This window comes from Enterobacter sp. ku-bf2 (assembly GCF_001742765.1).
Taxonomy (GTDB): domain Bacteria; phylum Pseudomonadota; class Gammaproteobacteria; order Enterobacterales; family Enterobacteriaceae; genus Enterobacter; species Enterobacter quasiroggenkampii.
Window position 1 is genome coordinate 1,202,784 of record NZ_MDVW01000001.1, and the last position, 18,636, is coordinate 1,221,419.

The following is an 18,636-nucleotide window of genomic DNA, read 5'->3' on the forward strand; positions in this document are numbered from 1 at the left end:
TTTCCCCGGTTTACTCAATGTTTATCCCCACAGCAACATAATCAGCGTTAAACTATTCATACTATTTATTCTGGGAGAAAAGATGATGCGCGTACTGGTTGTTGAGGATAACGCATTGCTACGTCATCACCTGAAGGTTCAGCTTCAGGAGATGGGACATCAGGTGGACGATGCTGAAGATGCAAAAGAAGCCGATTATTATCTCAATGAACACCTGCCGGATATCGCCATTGTCGATTTAGGGTTGCCTGATGAAGACGGTCTGTCATTGATTCGTCGCTGGCGCAGCCACGATGTTTCTCTGCCGGTTTTGGTGCTGACCGCCCGTGAAGGCTGGCAGGACAAGGTTGAAGTGCTGAGCGCGGGTGCAGATGATTACGTCACCAAGCCGTTCCATATTGAAGAGGTGGCGGCCCGCATGCAGGCGCTGCTTCGTCGCAACAGCGGGCTGGCGTCTCAGGTTATCTCCATCCCGCCTTTCCAGGTTGATCTCTCCCGCCGGGAATTATCCATCAATGATGAAGTGATCAAGCTCACCGCTTTCGAATACACCATCATGGAGACGCTGATCCGCAACAACGGCAAGGTCGTGAGCAAAGACTCCTTGATGCTCCAGCTCTATCCTGATGCTGAACTGCGTGAGAGCCATACCATTGACGTGCTGATGGGACGTTTACGTAAGAAAATTCAGGCGCAATATCCACAGGATGTGATTACCACCGTCCGTGGCCAGGGCTACCTGTTCGAATTACGCTAAATGAGACGGATCTTGCGCCATATTTTGCCCCTCTCGCTGCGGGTGCGCTTTTTACTGGCAACGGCAGCCGTCGTGCTGGTGCTGTCGCTCTCCTACGGCATGGTCGCCCTGGTGGGCTACAGCGTCAGCTTCGATAAAACCACCTTTCGCCTGCTGCGTGGCGAAAGCAATCTGTTTTATACCCTGGCGAAGTGGGAAGACAATAAAATCACCGTCGAAATGCCGGAAAACCTCAATCAGCAGAGCCCCACGCTGGCCCTGATTTATGACGAAAAGGGGAAGCTACTGTGGGCACAGCGGGACATTCCGTGGCTGGTCAAAAGCATTCGTCCGGACTGGCTCAAAACCAACGGGTTTCATGAAATTGAAGCCGATCTCAACACCACCAGCTCGCTGATCCGTGAAGATCGCTCCCTGCAGCAAAAGCTAAACGAGATCCGCGCCGACGATGCCGAAACAGAGATGACGCACTCCGTCGCGATTAACCTCTATCCGGCGACGCTAAACATGCCGCAGTTGACCATCGTGGTGATCGACACCATTCCGGTCGAGCTGAAGCGTTCTTATATGGTCTGGAGCTGGTTCATCTACGTTCTGGCGGCAAATCTGCTGCTGGTGATCCCGCTGCTGTGGGTGGCGGCGTGGTGGAGCTTGCGCCCCATTGAATCACTGGCGAAAGAGGTTCGCGAGCTGGAAGAACATCATCGCGAAAAGCTTAATCCGGAAACCACCCGCGAGCTCACCAGCCTGGTGCGAAACCTCAACCGCCTGCTGAAAAGTGAACGCGAACGCTATGATAAATACCGCACGACACTTACCGACCTGACCCACAGCCTGAAAACCCCGCTCGCAGTCATGCAAAGCACCCTGCGTTCCATGCGCAGCTCGAAGCTGAGCGTTGACGATGCCGAGCCGGTGATGCTGGAGCAGATCAGCCGTATTTCCCAGCAAATTGGCTATTACCTCCACCGCGCCAGCATGCGTTCCGGCAGCGCGCTGCTGAGCCGCGAGCTGCATCCGGTCGCCCCGCTTCTGGATAACCTCACGTCTGCCCTCAACAAGGTGTATCAGCGTAAAGGGGTGAACATCAGCCTTGATATCTCGCCAGAGATAAGCTTTGTGGGTGAAAAAAATGACTTCATGGAAGTGATGGGTAACCTGCTGGATAACGCCTGCAAATACTGTCTGGAGTTCGTGGAAGTGTCGGCGCGGCAGACGGATAACGAACTGCATATCATCGTTGAGGATGATGGCCCGGGGATCCCGCGCAATAAACGTGATGTGGTGTTCGATCGGGGTCAACGCGCCGATACGCTACGTCCTGGCCAGGGCGTTGGATTAGCCGTCGCGCGTGAGATTGTCGATCAGTACGACGGGAAAATCGAAACCAGTGAAAGTTTGCTGGGCGGCGCGCGAATGGAGGTCATTTTTGGTCGCCAGCAGCCTACATCGAACGATAGTTAACCCGTTATGTGAAAAATGCGAGGATCTCGCAGCCGGGGGGCTGAGCTTCCGTTATAATCCGAGTCAGTAAGAGCCTGCGGAATAAAAAAATATGGATTATCACTTAACGCTTAACTGGCCCGAGTTTATTGAACGTTACTGGCAAAAACGCCCGGTCGTTCTGAAACGTGGGTTCAGCAATTTTGTCGACCCCATCTCGCCTGACGAGCTGGCCGGTCTGGCCATGGAAAACGAAGTCGACAGCCGTCTGGTCAGCCACCAGGACGGGAAATGGCAGGTTAGCCACGGTCCTTTCGAAAGCTACGATCACCTCGGTGAAAACAACTGGTCGCTGCTGGTGCAGGCGGTCAACCACTGGCACGAGCCAACGGCCGCCTTAATGCGTCCGTTCCGCGCCCTGCCCGACTGGCGCATGGACGATCTGATGATCTCCTTCTCCGTTCCTGGCGGTGGCGTCGGTCCGCATCTGGACCAGTACGACGTGTTTATTATTCAGGGTACGGGCCGCCGCCGCTGGCGCGTGGGCGAAAAAGTCCCCATGAAGCAGCACTGCCCGCATCCGGACCTGCTTCAGGTTGACCCGTTTGACGGGATTATCGACGAAGAGCTGGAGCCGGGTGACATTCTCTACATTCCACCGGGATTCCCTCACGAAGGTTACTCCCTGGAGAATTCCCTCAACTACTCCGTCGGGTTCCGCGCGCCAAGCGGCCGCGAGATGATCAGCGGATTTGCCGACTATGTTCTGCAGCGCGAGCTGGGCAGCTATCGTTACAGCGACCCTGATGTGCCTGCACGCGAGCATCCGGCCGATATCCTGCCCGCAGAGCTGGATAAGCTGCGCGGCATGATGCTGGATCTGATTAACGAGCCGGAGCACTTCAAACAGTGGTTTGGCGAGTTTATCAGCCAGTCCCGCCACGAGCTGGACGTTGCACCACCGGAGCCGCCTTATCAGGCTGACGAGATTTATGATGCGCTTCAGCAGGGCGACAAGCTGACGCGTCTGGGCGGGCTACGCGTGCTGCGCATTGGTGAGGACGTGTTCGTCAATGGCGAGAAGCTGGACTCTCCACACCGTCCGGCGCTGGAAGCGATTGCCAGCCATCTGGTGCTGACTGCCGATACCTTTGGCGATGCGCTGGAAGACCCGTCTTTCCTCGCGATGCTGGCCGCACTGGTCAACAGCGGGTACTGGTTCTTTGAGGACTGAGTCGTGATATTTGCCGGGTGGCGGCTTCGCTTACCCGGCCTACATTCGGATCGTAGGTCCGGTAAGCGTAGCGCCACCGGGCGTTTTTTTAGCGTTTAGCGGTCAACTCCGCGATCCGCACAATCACCTGCACCGCCTTTTCCATTCCTTCCAGCGTCACAAACTCATGTTTGCCATGGTAGTTATAGCCACCGGTAAACAGGTTCGGGCACGGTAGCCCCATGAATGACAGCTGAGAACCGTCGGTGCCGCCGCGAATCGGCTTCAGTTGCGGTTCAATATCGCAGTCGCGCATCGCCTGCTGGGCGATATCGAGAATATGCGGATGCGCCATCACCTTCTCGCGCATATTGTAATAGCTGTCTTCGATGATGAGCTCGATATAGCAGTCAGGATGCAGGCCCTTGCCCACCTTCTTGGCGATCTCCATCATCTTACGCTTGCGCGCCTCAAAGGCTTTACGGTCGAAATCGCGGATGATGTAGTGCATCTGCGCGCTGTCCACGGTGCCTTTGATGCTGGTCAGGTGATAGAACCCTTCATACCCTTCGGTCTGTTCGGGGCTCTCTTCCGCCGGGACTTCCGCATGAATTCGCGACGCCAGCGACAGCGCGTTCACCATGACGCCTTTCGCCGAACCGGGGTGAACGTTGTTGCCGACAATTTTGATCGTCACCGAGGCAGCGTTGAAGTTTTCATACTCCAGCTCACCGACGCCGCCACCGTCAACGGTATAGGCCCACTGCGCGTTAAAGGCGTCCACGTCGAAGTGCTTCGCGCCCTTGCCGACCTCTTCATCCGGCGTAAAGGCCACGCGGATATCGCCGTGCGGGATATCTTTGCCCTTCAACACCGCCAGCGCCGTCATGATCTCCGCGATCCCCGCTTTATCATCCGCCCCCAGTAGCGTTTTTCCGTCGGTGGTGATCAGCGTCTGGCCCAGCAGCTGGTGCAGCACCGGGAACATGACGGGCGAGAGCACTTCGTCGCCTATGCCCAGCGCAATGTCGCCGCCGCGGTAGTTTTCAACAATCTGCGGGTTCACATGTTTACCGCTAAAATCCGGAGAGGTGTCGACATGGGAGATAAAGCCAATCGCCGGAATGTCACCCGGGACATTCGCCGGCAGCGTTCCCATCACAGTGCCTTTCTCGCTTAACGTGACGTTGACCAGCCCCATGGCGTCAAGCTGCTCTTTAAGCAGGTTTAATAACTTCCACTGGCCTTCGGTGCTCGGCACCTGGCGAACACCCGGTTTAGATTGGGTATCCAGCGAAACGTACTGTAAAAAACGCTCAAGTAATTTATCCATGCAGTCACCCTCACTTTTTGTGACAACATTATCAATAAGCATCAAAACGCAAATATTGCGTCAGGTCACTTTTATCCCGCAAACGAGAATATTTTCCGTTTATATCGTTATGCGTTAGTAAATGTAGCTTATGAATCAGTGACAAGGATTGGCGATTGCAGGGGATTGCCGTAGAATGTCCGCCCTCATTACGAGTCACCAAGGTGGTTACACACAAACCCCGCTTCAGTCTGCTGCCTGAGGCGTCTATATGGGACAGCGCAAAAATTGAATACACAAACCCGTTCACCGCTGGTGAAACTGGAACGAATTCGTAAAAGTTTTGATGGCAAGGACGTCATTTCCGACCTCACTCTCACCATCAATGACGGTGAGTTTCTGACGCTGCTTGGCCCCTCCGGCTGCGGCAAAACAACCGTACTGCGCCTTATCGCCGGGCTGGAAAGCGTCGATAACGGCCATATCCATCTTGAAAACCAGGACATCACCCAGGTTCCCGCCGAAGACCGCCACGTCAACACTGTCTTTCAGAGTTATGCCCTCTTCCCGCACATGACCGTGTTTGAAAACGTGGCGTTTGGCCTGCGGATGCAAAAAACTCCGGCGAGTGAGATCGAACCGCGCGTCACCGAAGCCCTGCGCATGGTGCAGCTCGAGACGTTTGCCCAGCGAAAACCGCATCAGCTTTCCGGCGGCCAGCAGCAGCGCGTGGCCATCGCCCGCGCCGTGGTCAACAAGCCGCGTCTGCTCCTGCTGGATGAATCCCTCTCCGCGCTGGATTACAAGCTGCGCAAGCAGATGCAGAACGAGCTCAAGGCTCTGCAGCGCAAGCTCGGCATTACCTTTGTCTTCGTCACCCACGACCAGGAAGAGGCCCTGACCATGTCCGACCGCATCGTGGTGATGCGTGACGGTAAAATCGAGCAGGACGGCACGCCGCGTGAAATCTACGAAGAGCCAAAGAACCTGTTTGTCGCCAGCTTCATTGGTGAAATCAATATCTTCGACGCCACGGTGATCGAACGTCTGGACGACCAGCGCGTCCGGGCCCGCGTCGAAGGACGGGAGTGCGCCATCACGGTGAATTTCCCCGTCGAAAAGGGACAAAAGCTCAACGTTCTGCTGCGCCCGGAAGATCTGCGCGTCGATGAAATCCACGGCAATGCCAAGGCCGAAGGGTTAATCGGCTATATCCGCGAGCGCAACTACAAAGGGATGACGCTGGAGTCTGTCGTCGAGCTGGAGAACGGCAAAATGGTGATGGTCAGCGAGTTCTTTAACGAGGACGACCCTGACTTCGACCACTCTCTCGACCAGAAAATGGTTATCAACTGGGTAGAAAGCTGGGAGGTTGTACTGGCTGATGAAGAACACAAGTAAGTTCCAGAATGTGGTGATTGCCACGATCGTCGGTTGGCTTGTGTTGTTTGTCTTTCTCCCCAACCTGATGATTATCGCCACCAGCTTCCTGACCCGCGACGATACCCATTTCGTTTCGCTGGTCTTTACGCTGGACAACTACACGCGCCTGCTCGATCCGCTCTATTTTGACGTGCTGCTGCACTCACTGAATATGGCGCTGATTGCCACGATTGCCTGTCTGGTGCTGGGATATCCCTTCGCGTGGTTCCTCGCGGGCCTGCCGCAAAAGGTGCGGCCCCTGCTGCTGTTTTTACTGATTGTGCCGTTCTGGACCAACTCGCTGATTCGCATTTACGGGCTGAAAATCTTCCTCAGCACCAAAGGCTACCTCAATGAATTTCTGCTGTGGCTGGGAGTGATCGATACGCCGATCCGCATCATGTTCACCCCGAGCGCGGTGATTATCGGTCTGGTCTATATCCTGCTGCCGTTTATGGTGATGCCGCTCTACTCCAGCATTGAGAAGCTGGATAAACCGCTGCTGGAAGCGGCAAAAGATCTGGGTGCCAACAGGTTCCAGACCTTTATCCGCATTATTATCCCGCTGACCATGCCCGGCATTATCGCGGGCTGTCTGCTGGTGATGCTCCCGGCGATGGGCTTGTTCTACGTTTCTGACCTGATGGGCGGGGCGAAAAACCTGCTGATTGGGAATGTGATCAAGAGCCAGTTCCTCAACATCCGCGACTGGCCGTTCGGGTCCGCCACCAGCATCACGCTGACGGTGGTGATGGGTCTGATGCTGCTGGTCTACTGGCGCGCCTCACGGCTGCTGAATAAGAAGGTGGAACTCGAATGATCGGTCGACTGCTTCGCGGCGGTTTTATGACCGCCATTTACGCTTACCTGTATATCCCGATCATTATTTTGATCGTGAACTCGTTTAACAGCTCGCGCTTTGGGATTAACTGGCAGGGCTTTACCACCGACTGGTACAGACTGCTGATGAACAATGACAGCCTGCTGCAGGCCGCTCAGCACTCGCTGACGATGGCGCTCTTCTCCGCCACCTTCGCCACGCTGATTGGCTCCCTGACCGCCGTGGCGCTCTATCGCTATCGCTTTCGCGGTAAGCCGTTCGTCAGCGGCATGCTGTTTGTGGTGATGATGTCGCCGGACATCGTGATGGCGATTTCGCTGCTGGTGCTGTTTATGCTGCTGGGCGTTCAGCTTGGCTTCTGGTCGCTGCTGTTTTCCCATATCACCTTCTGCCTGCCGTTTGTGGTGGTGACCGTCTTTGCGCGCCTGAAAGGGTTCGACGTGCGCATGCTGGAGGCGGCGAAAGATCTGGGCGCCAGCGAGTTGACCATCCTGCGCAAAATCATCCTGCCGCTGGCGATGCCCGCCGTGGCGGCCGGATGGCTGCTGAGCTTTACCCTGTCGATGGATGACGTGGTGGTCTCCTCTTTCGTGACCGGGCCGAGCTATGAAATTCTGCCGTTGAAAATCTATTCGATGGTGAAAGTCGGCGTTTCACCTGAGGTGAACGCGCTGGCGACCATTCTGCTGGTGTTTTCGCTGGTTCTGGTGATCGCCAGCCAGGTTATTGCTCGTGATAAAACAAAATCTCAGGGGACAATGAAATGAAAAAAATGCTCGCCGCTGCCGCGCTGGTGCTTGGCATGGGTGCCGCGCACGCTGATGACAGCAAAACGCTCTACTTCTACAACTGGACCGAATATGTGCCGCCGGGGCTGCTGGAACAGTTCACCAAAGAGACGGGCATCAAGGTGATCTACTCGACCTACGAGTCGAATGAAACCATGTATGCCAAGCTCAAAACCTACAAAGACGGCGCATACGATCTGGTGGTTCCTTCCACCTACTTTGTCGACAAAATGCGCAAAGAGGGCATGATCCAGAAGATCGATAAAACGAAGCTAACCCATTTTTCAAACCTCGATCCGGAGATGCTCAACAAGCCGTTTGACCCGAATAACGACTACTCCATTCCGTATATCTGGGGGGCAACCGCGATTGGCGTTAACAGCGAGGCCGTCGATTCGAAATCGGTGACAAGCTGGGCCGACCTGTGGAAACCGGAGTACAAAGGCAGCCTGTTGTTGACCGACGACGCGCGAGAAGTGTTCCAGGTCGCGCTGCGCAAGCTGGGCTACTCGGGCAATACGACGGATCCAAAAGAGATTGAAGCGGCGTATACCGAGCTGAAAAAGCTGATGCCTAACGTGGCGGCATTCAACTCCGATAACCCGGCAAACCCGTATATGGAAGGCGAAGTGAACCTGGGGATGGTGTGGAACGGTTCCGCGTATGTCGCCCGCCAGGCCGGTACGCCGCTTGAGGTTGTCTGGCCAAAAGAGGGCGGGATTTTCTGGATGGACAGTCTTTCAATCCCGGCCAACGCGAAAAACGTGGACGGGGCGCATAAGCTGATTGACTTCCTGCTGCGCCCTGACGTGGCGAAACAGGTTGCCGAGACGATTGGCTACCCGACGCCCAACCTGGCCGCACGCAAGCTGCTGAAGCCTGACGTCGCTAACGATAAGTCGCTCTACCCGGACGCCGAAACCATCAGCAAAGGTGAATGGCAGAACGATGTCGGCGACGCCAGCCGCCTCTACGAAGAGTATTACCAGAAGTTAAAAGCGGGCCGCTAACCGGTATCGCGTTCTTCCTCACGCCGCCTGCGCGGCGTGAGGGGGAATTAACTGACCGCATTCTCTCCTGCCCAGATCGTCGCCTTTCGCATCGCCTCCACCACCTCCTCATCAGACAGACCCAGCGTCTGACGAACCCGGGTTGCCTCGTCCCAGCGCTGCTGTTCATAATAACGACAGAGGTTGATCATGTCGGCTAACTGTCCCTCCTGATGGCACAGCGCGTTGCTCACGCTCTGCGGTACCGCAATTTGCTTCATCAACTCGGCCATCGGCAGCTCAAGAAGGGTATCGAGCAAAGAAAACAGGCCGCACATGAACGCATTTTCAGCCAGAATCGGGTCTTTCATCGTCTCTGCAATCAGTTCGCAGAACTTGCCGCGCATCATGCTTAGCGGGTAAAGCTCGCTGACGGTGTCATTACCCGCACTGGCGAGGACCACGACGGCAACAAACCGTCGGAGCTGATTTTCGCCAAGATACCTGAGCACCTCGCTCAGGGTTAACTTGCTGAAATTACAGGCGCCGACATGTTTAAACGCCGTATGCTTCATATAGCGCATGATTTTATAAGAGAGCGTCAGATCCGTTTTTATCAACGACTCGATGATTCGAAAATCAGGTTTATTGCGTCCGACCTCCATTTGCAGCCGGAAAATCGCCAGCTGATTTTGCGACAGCCGTTTATATTTAATGACCTCCGGGCGGCAGAAAAAATAGCCCTGAAACAGCGAGAACCCCTCGTCCCTGTATTGGTTGAATTCCTCTTTAGTCTCAACTTTTTCAGCGAGATATTTAATATGACCGGTCAGATGTTGACGTGCTTTCAGATACGCTTTAATTTGCGCTAAAGTATAATTTCTGACGTCGAATTTCAGGATCGAAATATAGGGTAAAAAAGCATCCCATTCTGGCGCAAGGGTGAAATCATCAAGCGCAAACTGGTAGCCATGCGCATTCATCTCCCTGACGGCCTGCAGCAGTTCGGCCCCCGGCACAGCATCTTCAAGGATCTCAATCACCACGCTCTCTTTATCAAGCGCTTCGCCACTGCGGTCAATGACCATCCTTGAAGGGAAATTAATAAACGACGTATGTGCCCCGGCGATGCGCTGGGACGGCACACATAAAAACTGATCGGATATCATTCTGGACGTAGCATATTCCGCCGACACATCCGGAAAACGATTTGTCATCCCGTCTCTGAAAAGCAGCTCATAGGCCACGGTATTCATCTCTGGGTTAAAAATGGGTTGTCGCGCGATAAATCCGTACATATCCCATCCTCCTCTACCACTTAATATTTATTAGCATCCTCTTTCTACACGATGATAACGAGCATTATCGAGCGCTATTTTGATTGAATGCACAAAATAAAAGCATCCACACTAATTAACGGGATTTAATATTCTGGAATTTAAATTAAATATATCCGGCGCTCTACAGAAAGAGAACGAAATATCCGATAAGTACTGTGTGCCTGCCCGACATGCACGACATTACGGGAGATGAGAATGAAAGACGCCATGGTCCGAAAACAAAAAATAAGAGTCAAGACGTTGATGCTATTGTCCATTTTCCTCACCGTGACGGTGGGCTTTACGGCAACGATCGGGTTTATGATGTGGCAGTGGATGGCGCAGCAAGAGGTGCTGGCCAAAAAACATATCCGCCAGATAGCCGAGGTACAGGCTTTACAGGTCAGCAAACAGCTGGATTCCGCCCTGACTGCCGCCCGGGATATGGGCAACAGTGCCCTGGCGCTGCGCGAGGCGGGCGTATCCGATCGCCAGAGCCTTAACCAGTTGCTCATCCACTACCTCTCGGCTCACCCGTCGTTTCTCTCCATGTCGATGGCCTTTGAGCCCAACGCGTTTGACGATAAAGATACCGCCTTTGCCGGTCAGAGCGGTGAAGATCCTGCCGGGCGCTACGCCCGCTACGTCGACCGCGATGCCACCGGCAAACCGGCGTTGCACCTGCTGACGGACATCGAAACGCCCGGCAGCGGTGATTATTATCTGCTGCCGAAACAGCGGCATAAAGATGTGATCATCGAACCCTATATTTACCCCTACAACGGCGTGGACGTGATGCTCACCTCGATTGCCGCCCCCATCATGCGTGACGGTCAGTTTCTGGGCTCGGTCACCTCTGACTTCTCGCTCGCCACGCTGCAGTCCACGATCGGCGCAATTAAACCGTGGAACGGCACAGGCTACGCCCTCCTCCTGTCTGCGGGCAATAACGTGGTGTCCAGCCCGGACAAACGGGCTGCAGGCAAGCCTTACGCGGGTCAGATTGCCGGTCATGATGTCACCCGGGTAAACGATCCGCTGCTGAAGGAAGAGGTGTTTATCACCTGGCAGGACATCGCCGTCGGCAACAGCCAGACGCCGTGGAAACTGGCTATTATCACCCCGGTCAGCGAAGTGATGGCCGAAGCGCGCGCATTTTTACTGAAAGCCATCGTCCTGATGGTGTTAAGCATCGTTGCGGTCAGCCTGGTGATGGCCCAGATCTTTACCCGCAAGGTTGACCGTCCGGTGGGGGGAGAAGCTTCCGAGGCCGCTGGTATTGCCCTGGCCGTCGCCCGGGGAGATCTGAACAACACCATCCCGGTGCGTTCCGGGGATACCCACAGCATTTTTTATGCCCTGCACACCATGCAGACGCAGCTCAAGCGCATCGTCGGCAACATCAGCGAAGCCAGCCATTCGGTGCACGGCGGGACCAGCGAAATTTCGGCGGGCAACCTTGACCTCGCCTCGCGTACCGAAGAACAGGCGGCGGCGATTGTTGAAACGGCTGCCAGCATGGAAGAGATTTCGGTCACGGTGAAGAATAACGCCGACAACGCCCACAAGGCCACCACGCTGACCGATCGCGCCGCGAGCCTCGCCGGGCATGGCGAAACGCTGGTAAACGACGTGGTCATGGTGATCGGGGAGATTGACGAGAGCGCACGTAAGATCGGTGAGATTAACAGCATCGTCGACGGCATCGCCTTCCAGACCAATATTCTGGCGCTGAATGCGGCCGTTGAAGCGGCGCGCGCAGGCGAACAGGGACGCGGTTTCGCAGTTGTCGCAGGTGAAGTGCGCAATCTTGCCCAGCGAAGCGCTAACGCGGCCAAAGAAATCTCTCAACTGATTGCCGAGTCCTCAGGCCGCGTCAGCAAAGGCGTTGAGCTGGTCAATGAGACCGGCGTAATGATGAAACAGGTGATTGAGGCGGTGTCGCACGTTCATCTGGTCATCAATGACATTGTTCAGGCGCTGGACGAGCAGAATCGGGGGATTAGCCAGGTCAGTACCGCCGTAAACCAGATGGACAGCACCACCCAGCAGAACGCTTCACTGGTTCAGCAGATCTCAGCGGCGGCGCTCTCGCTGGACGAGCAGGCTAAATCGCTGGAGAAGACGCTGGCGTTCTTTCATTCTTAAATAAAAAGGCACCCGTCCAGCCGGTGCCTTTTCACGCGATTCGCGTTACAGCCCTTTCAGCAGCTTGTCGACAAATTCCGGAACAACCGTGCTTGCAAGGCCGTAGTGTTTCTCTTCAAACTCGCTGCCCACCTGGCTTGGCTCAAGATTGAGTTCAACGGTATGCGCGCCGTGCAGTCGCGCTTCGTGGACAAACCCCGCCGCCGGATAAACATGACCGGATGTGCCGATGGCGATAAACACGTCGGCCATCGCCAGCGCGCTGTAGATCTCATCCATTCCCAGCGGCATTTCGCCGAACCAGACCACGTGCGGACGCAGGCGCGACGGGAACTGGCAGCAGTGGCACTTATCCTCCGGCAGCACGTCCTCTTTCCAGTCCAGCACCTGACCGCTCCAGGCGCAGCGAACCTTGAGCAGCTCGCCGTGCATATGGATGATATTCTTGTTACCGGCCCGCTCGTGAAGGTTGTCGATATTCTGCGTTACCAGCAGAAAACGATCGCCCAGCGCCTCTTCCAGCTTCGCCAGCGCCAGATGCGCGGCATTCGGCGCGACGTCAGGCTGCTGAAGCTGACGGCGGCGAGCGTTATAAAACGCCTGCACGAGATCCGGGTCGCGGGCAAAGCCTTCCGGCGTGGCGACATCCTCCACGCGGTGCTCTTCCCACAACCCGTCCGCCGCGCGGAAGGTTCGAATTCCTGACTCGGCGGAGATCCCCGCCCCGGTCAGCACCACCACTCTGGGTTTATCCATCGCTTCTGGCATCATTCTGTCTCTGAAAAAGATCCGCTGGCGCAGACGCTCACGCAAGCGGCGTTTGTTTTTGCGAAAACGGCTGAGTCGACCCTGGCGACGCGACAGCATAGTAACCTCGTAAACTAATCGGTGAGATGAAGGAATGCGGCTCCGCGCATGCCTCCTGCGTCCCCGTGTCGCGCGCGTTCAATACGCGGCACGCGGGCAACCGGCAATAAGTGTCGGGGCAAACGCCCGGACAACCGTTCCGTAATCGCGGTAAAGTTTGAGAGCCCTCCCCCGATCACCAGCAGATCCGGGTCGACGATAGTGAGAATATTGCCCAGACATACCGCCAGCAGATCCAGATAGCGCTCGACGTGCTCACGCGCATGCGCATCCCCTTGCTCCCACAGGGTAATGATTTGAGGGGCCTCAAGTTTCTGATGATAGAAGTGTTCGTAAAGCCATGCAAACCCGCGGCCGGAAAGGTAGTTCTCAATACAGCCGTGCTGGCCACAGCCGCAGCGGGTTAGCGGAAAATCACGTCCCACCACCTCGAGGGCATCCACCGGCAGGCGAATATGACCAAACTCGCCGGTGATGTAGCTGCGGCCGGTGATGGGCTTACCGTTGATGACGATTCCGCCGCCGACGCCGGTACCGAGGATCAGCCCCATCACCAGCGGGTAGCGACGGAATTCATCATCCCAGGCTTCAGAGAGCGCGAAGCAGTTGGCATCGTTATCTAAACGCACGTCGCGTTCAAGGAGAGCAGAGAGATCGGCGCGCAGCGGTTTACCGCTGGCGGCAGGCACGTTGGCCGCGTAAAGCGTACCGTCGTCGGTTTCCGGCATGCCCGGAATACCAATGCCGACGCTGCCTTTCACGCCAAAGCGTTCATCGGCCTGCGCCACCAGCGCGGCAATGGCGTTTAAAAATTCGTCGTAGCTGTCGCGCGGCGTGGGAACGCGGGTTTCCCACTGCAGTTTGAGGTCTTTATCAAACACGCCGAGCGCAATCTTGGTGCCGCCAATATCAAATCCATAATACATAACGCATTCCTCTTTCGATCTGGCGACCCGAAAGCCGCTAGATCATGACGTAATTACTGGCCACTTAATACCCTCGCCGGATCAATTCGGCTTGCGCGACGCGCCGGATACCAGCTTGCCAGCAGACTCAGTAAAAGTGCTGTAAGCAGCACATAAAAAACATCCAGCCAGTGCAGTTCAGACGGCAGGAAGTCAATAAAATAGATATCACCCGACAGGAACTGGTGACCAATAAGCTTTTCAATCCCGTTGATAATCGGCGTCAGCTGCAGGGAAACCACCACGCCAATCACCACGCCGCACAGGCTACCGAACAGACCCGCCAGCAAACCGTACCAGACGAAGATGGCGCGAATAAGACCGTCTTTAGCTCCGAGGGTACGCAGCACGGCGATGTCGCCGCTCTTGTCCTTGACCGCCATGACCAGCGTCGAGACGATATTAAAGCACGCGACGCCAATCACCAGCACCATCGCCAGATACATAATGGCGCGGATCATCTGGATATCACGGTACATATACCCGTAAGTGCCGATCCAGCTTTTGATGTAGACATAGTTATTGGTCACGCTGCCCGCGTCGCGCACCAGTTTGTTGGCGTTAAAGACGTCGTTCACCTTAATCGCTATGCCCGTCACGCTGTCGCCCATGTCGAGATACTGGCGCGCATCCTCCATCGGCACCATCGCAAAGCTGTGGTCAAGCTGGCCGCTCAGCTGAAGAATACCGGTAACGTGCAGGCGCACGCGTTTTGGCTGCTGCAGTTTGTGATCGGCGCTGGCGTTGGGGATCATGATTGACACCCAGTCGCCCTGCTTCACCTTCAGGGCATCAGCAACGCCTTTACCCATGATGATCTGCTGCTCGCCCGCCCTGAAGTTGGCCCACGCGCCGTTCTGCACATAGTTCGGCAGCGCGCTGAGACGCGCTTCCTGCGCCGGGTTCACCCCTTTCACCTGAATGGCGCGCAGGTTTACCCCGCTCTCCACCAGCCCGGTAAAGTTAATGTAGGGCGCGGCCGCGGCGATGCCCGGCACTTTTTCAACTTTGGTGAGCGCATCGCTCCAGTTCGTCCACGGCTGGTTAACCGGTTCGATCTCCCCGTGCGGCACCACCGCCAGAATGCGGTTATTCAGCTCGCGCTCAAAACCGTTCATGGCGCTCAGGCCGACGATCAACACCGCCACACCCAGCGCAATACCGATGGTCGAGATGACGGAGATCAGCGACACCATGCCGCCGCGGCGGCGGCCGCGGCTAAAACGTAAACCGATGAGTAACGATAACGGTGACGCCATTACTCTGCTCCCATCAGGGTCAGTTCCGCGTTCAGATGACCGTCGCGCATCTCAAGCTGGCGCCCCATGCGTTTTGCCAGCTGCAGATCGTGGGTCACCACCAGAAACGCGGTACCCTGTGAGGCGTTCAGCTCGCCCAGCAGCTGGAAAATACTGTCCGCATTGCGGGCGTCCAGGTTACCGGTGGGCTCATCCGCCAGCACCAGACGCGGGTTGTTGACCAGCGCACGGGCAATCGCCACGCGCTGGCGTTCGCCGCCGGACAGCTCCGACGGACGGTGGTTACCGCGATGGCCCAGCCCTACCGCTTTCAGCATGTCGCTGGCGCGGGCGTTAATTTCTGCGGGTTTCTTTTTGCCAATCAGCAGCGGCATCGCCACGTTTTCCAGCGCCGTGAAATCCGGCAGCAGGTGGTGGAACTGGTAGATAAAGCCCAGCTCGCGGTTGCGCAGCTCGGCCTTCGCCGCCGAGGACATTTTGCTCATCGGCTGGCCGGAGAAAATCACGTCGCCGTTGGTTGGGGTATCCAGCCCGCCCAGCAAATGTAATAAGGTACTTTTACCGGAGCCGGAGCTGCCGACAATCGCCATCATCTCGCCTTCGCCCACGCTAAAGCTCACATTGTGCAGCACGTCGGTTTGCACAGTGCCTTCCTGATAGCGTTTGGACAGGTTGTCGCATTGCAACAGGATCTTATTCATAACGTAAAGCCTCAGCGGGTTGAGTGGCGGCGGCGCGCCAGGAAGGATAAAGCGTTGAAAGCAGCGCAATGGCCATCGCGGCCAGCGCAATACCGATCACCTGCAGCGGCTCGATAGCCACCGGCAGCGCTGCGCCGTCGAGCAGCGCGCCGATAATCGGCATTAAGTTGTTGAGCTGGCTGGCAAGCAGTGCCCCCAGCACGGCACCGAGCAACGCACCGATGATACCAGCGCTAGCGCCCTGCACCATAAACACGGCCATGATCTGGCGCGGCGTCAGCCCCTGGGTTTGCAGGATAGCGACCTCGCCCTGCTTCTCCATCACCATCAGCCCCAGCGAGGTGATGATGTTAAATGCCGCCACGGCGACGATCAGGCTCAGCAGCAGCCCCATCATGTTTTTCTCCATCCGCACGGCCTGGAACAGCTCGCCTTTGCGCTCGCGCCAGTCCTGCCATTTGGTGCCGTCCGGAAGTTTTTGCTGGCTGAGGGTATCCACCTTCAGCGGCGCGTCAAGCCACAAGCGCCAGCCGGTGATATTTCCGGCCGGGTAGCGCATCAGGCGTGACGCGTCCTGGATGTTAACCAGCATCTGGTAGCCATCGACTTCGCTGTTGGCGGCAAAGGTACCAATTACGTTGAACAGGCGCTGGCTTGGCAGGCGCCCCATCGGCGTAAACTGGCTGGCTGAAGGCACCATCACGCGCAGCTGGTCGCCACGGTTGACGCCAAGCTGGCCGGCAAGCTGCTCACCCAGAATCACGTTGTATTTCCCGGCTTCCAGGTCGGTCTGCTTCACGTTAACGAGATACGGCGTCAGCGGATCTTTTTGCGCCGGGTCGATACCCAGCATCACGCCGACCGCCACGCTGCGGGCGCTTTGCAGCACCACGTCACCGGTGGTCAACGGCGCAACGCGCGTGACGCCCTGTAACTTCGCCGCGCTTTCCGGCAGCTGCTGTGGGTTAACCGAACCGTTAGTCGATGAGAGAACGGCCTGCGGCATCAGCCCCAGGATATTGTTTTGCAGCTCGCGCTCAAAGCCATTCATGACGGAAAGCACCGTCACCAGAGCCATCACGCCAAGCGTAATGCCAATAGTCGAAAGCCAGGAGACAAAGCGACCGAAGCGGTCCGCGGCGCGCCCACGCATGTAGCGTAAGCCTATGAAGAGTGCGACAGGTTGATACATGAAGTCCGTCTGTTTGCTGATAGCAGACCCACGAGTATATAAGCGAATCCGTTAAGCGTAAATGACTGAAACCGTAAGCTTTGGTAATCATTTTTCCGAAAATTCAGATAAATCAGGGTACTAATGTCTGAAACCGCCCCTCGCAACCTCCACCTTTTCCGAAAAACCTCCTGATACAGACTGTTACCCATTACAGCCCGGTTTCGTTTAACAACAATTGTTCGTTCGTCTATGGCAATAAGGTAGTTGCGAACAATGAAGCAAAAAGCATTATGGATTAACCAGATAAAAGGGCTGTGTATCTGCCTGGTGGTTATCTATCATTCGGTTATCACGTTTTATCCGCACCTGATCGGGCTGCAACACCCGCTCTCCGGCCTTCTCGCCAAATGCTGGGTCTATTTTAATCTCTACCTCGCCCCCTTCCGTATGCCGGTCTTTTTCTTTATCTCCGGCTATCTGATCCGTCGTTATATTGACGAGGTGGACTGGCGAACCAGTCTCGACAAGCGAATCTGGAGCATTGTCTGGGTCCTGGCGCTGTGGGGGATTCTGCAATGGCAGGCGCTGACCCACCTGAATGCCTGGCTGGCGCCCGATCGTGAGCTTGCCACCTCGTCGAACGCGGCCTATGCCGATTCCCTCCCGGGATTTGTGCGAGGCATGCTCACCGCCAGCACCAGCCTGTGGTATCTGTATGCCCTGGTTGTGTACTTCACGCTGTGTAAACTGCTGAGCCGCTGGAAGCTACCGATGCTGGGGCTGCTGGCGCTGGCAAGCATCGCGATCAACTTCCTGCCGCTGCCGTGGTGGGGAATGAACAGCGTGGTACGCAACATGATCTACTACAGCCTCGGGGCGTGGTATGGCGCAGCGCTGATGACGTGGATGAAAAACCTCAGCCTGCGCCGCAGCTGGCTGACAACCGGCGCTTTCGCCGCCGTCTCCGTGGTGCTGTGGTTTGCTAACGTTCCGCTGCTGCTCTCATTGCTGTCGATTGTGCTGATCATGAAGCTGTTCTACAGCTTTGAGCAGCGCTATGCCGTTCACCCTGACAACCTGCTGAACGTGATTGGCTCCAATACCATTGCGATTTATACCACTCACCGCATCCTCATTGAGGCCTTCAGCCTGTTCCTGATCGGCGAGATGAATGCCGCTTACTGGCCGGTCTGGGCCGAGCTATCCCTAATTCTTGTCTATCCGTTTGCCAGCCTGCTGATTTGTACCCTTGCCGGACTCGGGGTGCGTAAGATTTCCACCGCGCTGTTTGGGGACATTTTCTTCTCTCCGCCTTCACCGCTCACGCTGTCACCCACCACCCGTTAATGCCCTCACCGCCCCCCTTCCGGGGGCGTATAATCCCGCCGTGCGGTTACGATTTGCTTATGTAAAACGATCGAGGATAATAAAGACATTG

At 56.1% G+C, this 18,636-nt stretch carries 16 protein-coding genes; 9 read left to right on the forward strand and 7 right to left on the reverse strand.

Going from position 1 to position 18,636, the window contains the following annotated elements:
* Positions 1–85 precede the first annotated feature (85 nt).
* From phoP to BFG58_RS05765, 3 genes are all read left to right on the forward strand, one after another.
* Entirely contained in the window at positions 86–757 is a 672-nt protein-coding gene (phoP, locus tag BFG58_RS05755) for a two-component system response regulator PhoP (RefSeq protein ID WP_024908594.1), read from the forward strand.
* Positions 758–2,221 (forward strand): two-component system sensor histidine kinase PhoQ, encoded by a 1,464-nt coding sequence (phoQ, locus tag BFG58_RS05760; protein WP_045417076.1) that lies wholly within the window; start codon positions 758–760, stop codon positions 2,219–2,221.
* Positions 2,222–2,312: 91 nt separating this feature from the next.
* Positions 2,313–3,434, forward strand: a complete 1,122-nt coding sequence (locus BFG58_RS05765) for a cupin domain-containing protein (RefSeq protein ID WP_021241031.1) — start codon at positions 2,313–2,315, stop codon at positions 3,432–3,434.
* Between the two features lie 88 nt (positions 3,435–3,522).
* Here BFG58_RS05765 and pepT read toward each other — a convergent pair whose 3' ends face one another.
* Positions 3,523–4,746 carry a peptidase T gene (gene pepT / locus BFG58_RS05770; RefSeq protein ID WP_044596805.1) on the reverse strand — a complete coding sequence of 408 codons (1,224 nt, stop codon included), beginning with the start codon at positions 4,744–4,746 and terminating at the stop codon, positions 3,523–3,525.
* A gap of 237 nt (positions 4,747–4,983) precedes the next feature.
* Between pepT and potA the strand changes: the two genes are divergently transcribed.
* From potA to potD, 4 genes are read left to right on the forward strand one after another with little or no spacing between them, the layout of a single operon-like run.
* The gene (gene potA, locus BFG58_RS05780) at positions 4,984–6,126 is read left to right on the forward strand and encodes a spermidine/putrescine ABC transporter ATP-binding protein PotA (protein ID WP_175430169.1); all 1,143 of its coding nucleotides are present in this window, start codon (positions 4,984–4,986) and stop codon (positions 6,124–6,126) included.
* The gene (potB, locus tag BFG58_RS05785; RefSeq protein ID WP_069719437.1) at positions 6,110–6,967 is read left to right on the forward strand and encodes a spermidine/putrescine ABC transporter permease PotB; all 858 of its coding nucleotides are present in this window, start codon (positions 6,110–6,112) and stop codon (positions 6,965–6,967) included. Before potA ends, potB begins: the two co-directional genes overlap by 17 nt.
* Positions 6,964–7,755 carry a spermidine/putrescine ABC transporter permease PotC gene (gene potC, locus BFG58_RS05790; RefSeq protein ID WP_069719438.1) on the forward strand — a complete coding sequence of 264 codons (792 nt, stop codon included), beginning with the start codon at positions 6,964–6,966 and terminating at the stop codon, positions 7,753–7,755. Before potB ends, potC begins: the two co-directional genes overlap by 4 nt.
* The gene (gene potD, locus BFG58_RS05795) at positions 7,752–8,786 is read left to right on the forward strand and encodes a spermidine/putrescine ABC transporter substrate-binding protein PotD (protein WP_069719439.1); all 1,035 of its coding nucleotides are present in this window, start codon (positions 7,752–7,754) and stop codon (positions 8,784–8,786) included. Before potC ends, potD begins: the two co-directional genes overlap by 4 nt.
* 47 nt (positions 8,787–8,833) lie before the next feature.
* On the opposite strand, the gene BFG58_RS05800 is transcribed toward potD, so the two are convergent.
* On the reverse strand, positions 8,834–10,063 hold the full coding sequence (locus BFG58_RS05800) for an EAL and HDOD domain-containing protein (protein ID WP_069719440.1): 1,230 nt from the start codon (positions 10,061–10,063) through the stop codon (positions 8,834–8,836).
* A 237-nt stretch (positions 10,064–10,300) separates the two neighbouring features.
* On the opposite strand from BFG58_RS05800, the gene BFG58_RS05805 reads away from it, so the two are divergent.
* Positions 10,301–12,232 carry a methyl-accepting chemotaxis protein gene (locus BFG58_RS05805; RefSeq protein WP_069719441.1) on the forward strand — a complete coding sequence of 644 codons (1,932 nt, stop codon included), beginning with the start codon at positions 10,301–10,303 and terminating at the stop codon, positions 12,230–12,232.
* Positions 12,233–12,277: 45 nt separating this feature from the next.
* Here the strand turns inward: BFG58_RS05805 and cobB are convergent, their stop codons facing one another.
* Genes cobB through lolC form a run of 5 tightly spaced genes read right to left on the reverse strand, consistent with a single transcriptional unit; the run spans position 12,278 to position 17,216 of the window.
* Positions 12,278–13,099 carry a Sir2 family NAD+-dependent deacetylase gene (gene cobB / locus BFG58_RS05810; RefSeq protein WP_021240739.1) on the reverse strand — a complete coding sequence of 274 codons (822 nt, stop codon included), beginning with the start codon at positions 13,097–13,099 and terminating at the stop codon, positions 12,278–12,280.
* Positions 13,100–13,113: 14 nt separating this feature from the next.
* Positions 13,114–14,025: an N-acetylglucosamine kinase gene (gene nagK, locus BFG58_RS05815; RefSeq protein ID WP_069719442.1), complete on the reverse strand. Its 912-nt coding sequence runs from the start codon at positions 14,023–14,025 to the stop codon at positions 13,114–13,116.
* Positions 14,026–14,078: 53 nt separating this feature from the next.
* Positions 14,079–15,323: a lipoprotein-releasing ABC transporter permease subunit LolE gene (gene lolE / locus BFG58_RS05820; protein WP_045352893.1), complete on the reverse strand. Its 1,245-nt coding sequence runs from the start codon at positions 15,321–15,323 to the stop codon at positions 14,079–14,081.
* On the reverse strand, positions 15,323–16,024 hold the full coding sequence (lolD, locus tag BFG58_RS05825; RefSeq protein ID WP_008500772.1) for a lipoprotein-releasing ABC transporter ATP-binding protein LolD: 702 nt from the start codon (positions 16,022–16,024) through the stop codon (positions 15,323–15,325). Before lolD ends, lolE begins: the two co-directional genes overlap by 1 nt.
* Positions 16,017–17,216, reverse strand: a complete 1,200-nt coding sequence (gene lolC / locus BFG58_RS05830) for a lipoprotein-releasing ABC transporter permease subunit LolC (RefSeq protein WP_069719443.1) — start codon at positions 17,214–17,216, stop codon at positions 16,017–16,019. The genes lolD and lolC overlap by 8 nt, the downstream gene beginning before the upstream one ends.
* A gap of 255 nt (positions 17,217–17,471) precedes the next feature.
* Between lolC and BFG58_RS05835 the strand changes: the two genes are divergently transcribed.
* Positions 17,472–18,545: an acyltransferase family protein gene (locus BFG58_RS05835; protein ID WP_048222560.1), complete on the forward strand. Its 1,074-nt coding sequence runs from the start codon at positions 17,472–17,474 to the stop codon at positions 18,543–18,545.
* The last annotated feature ends 91 nt before the right edge of the window (positions 18,546–18,636 follow it).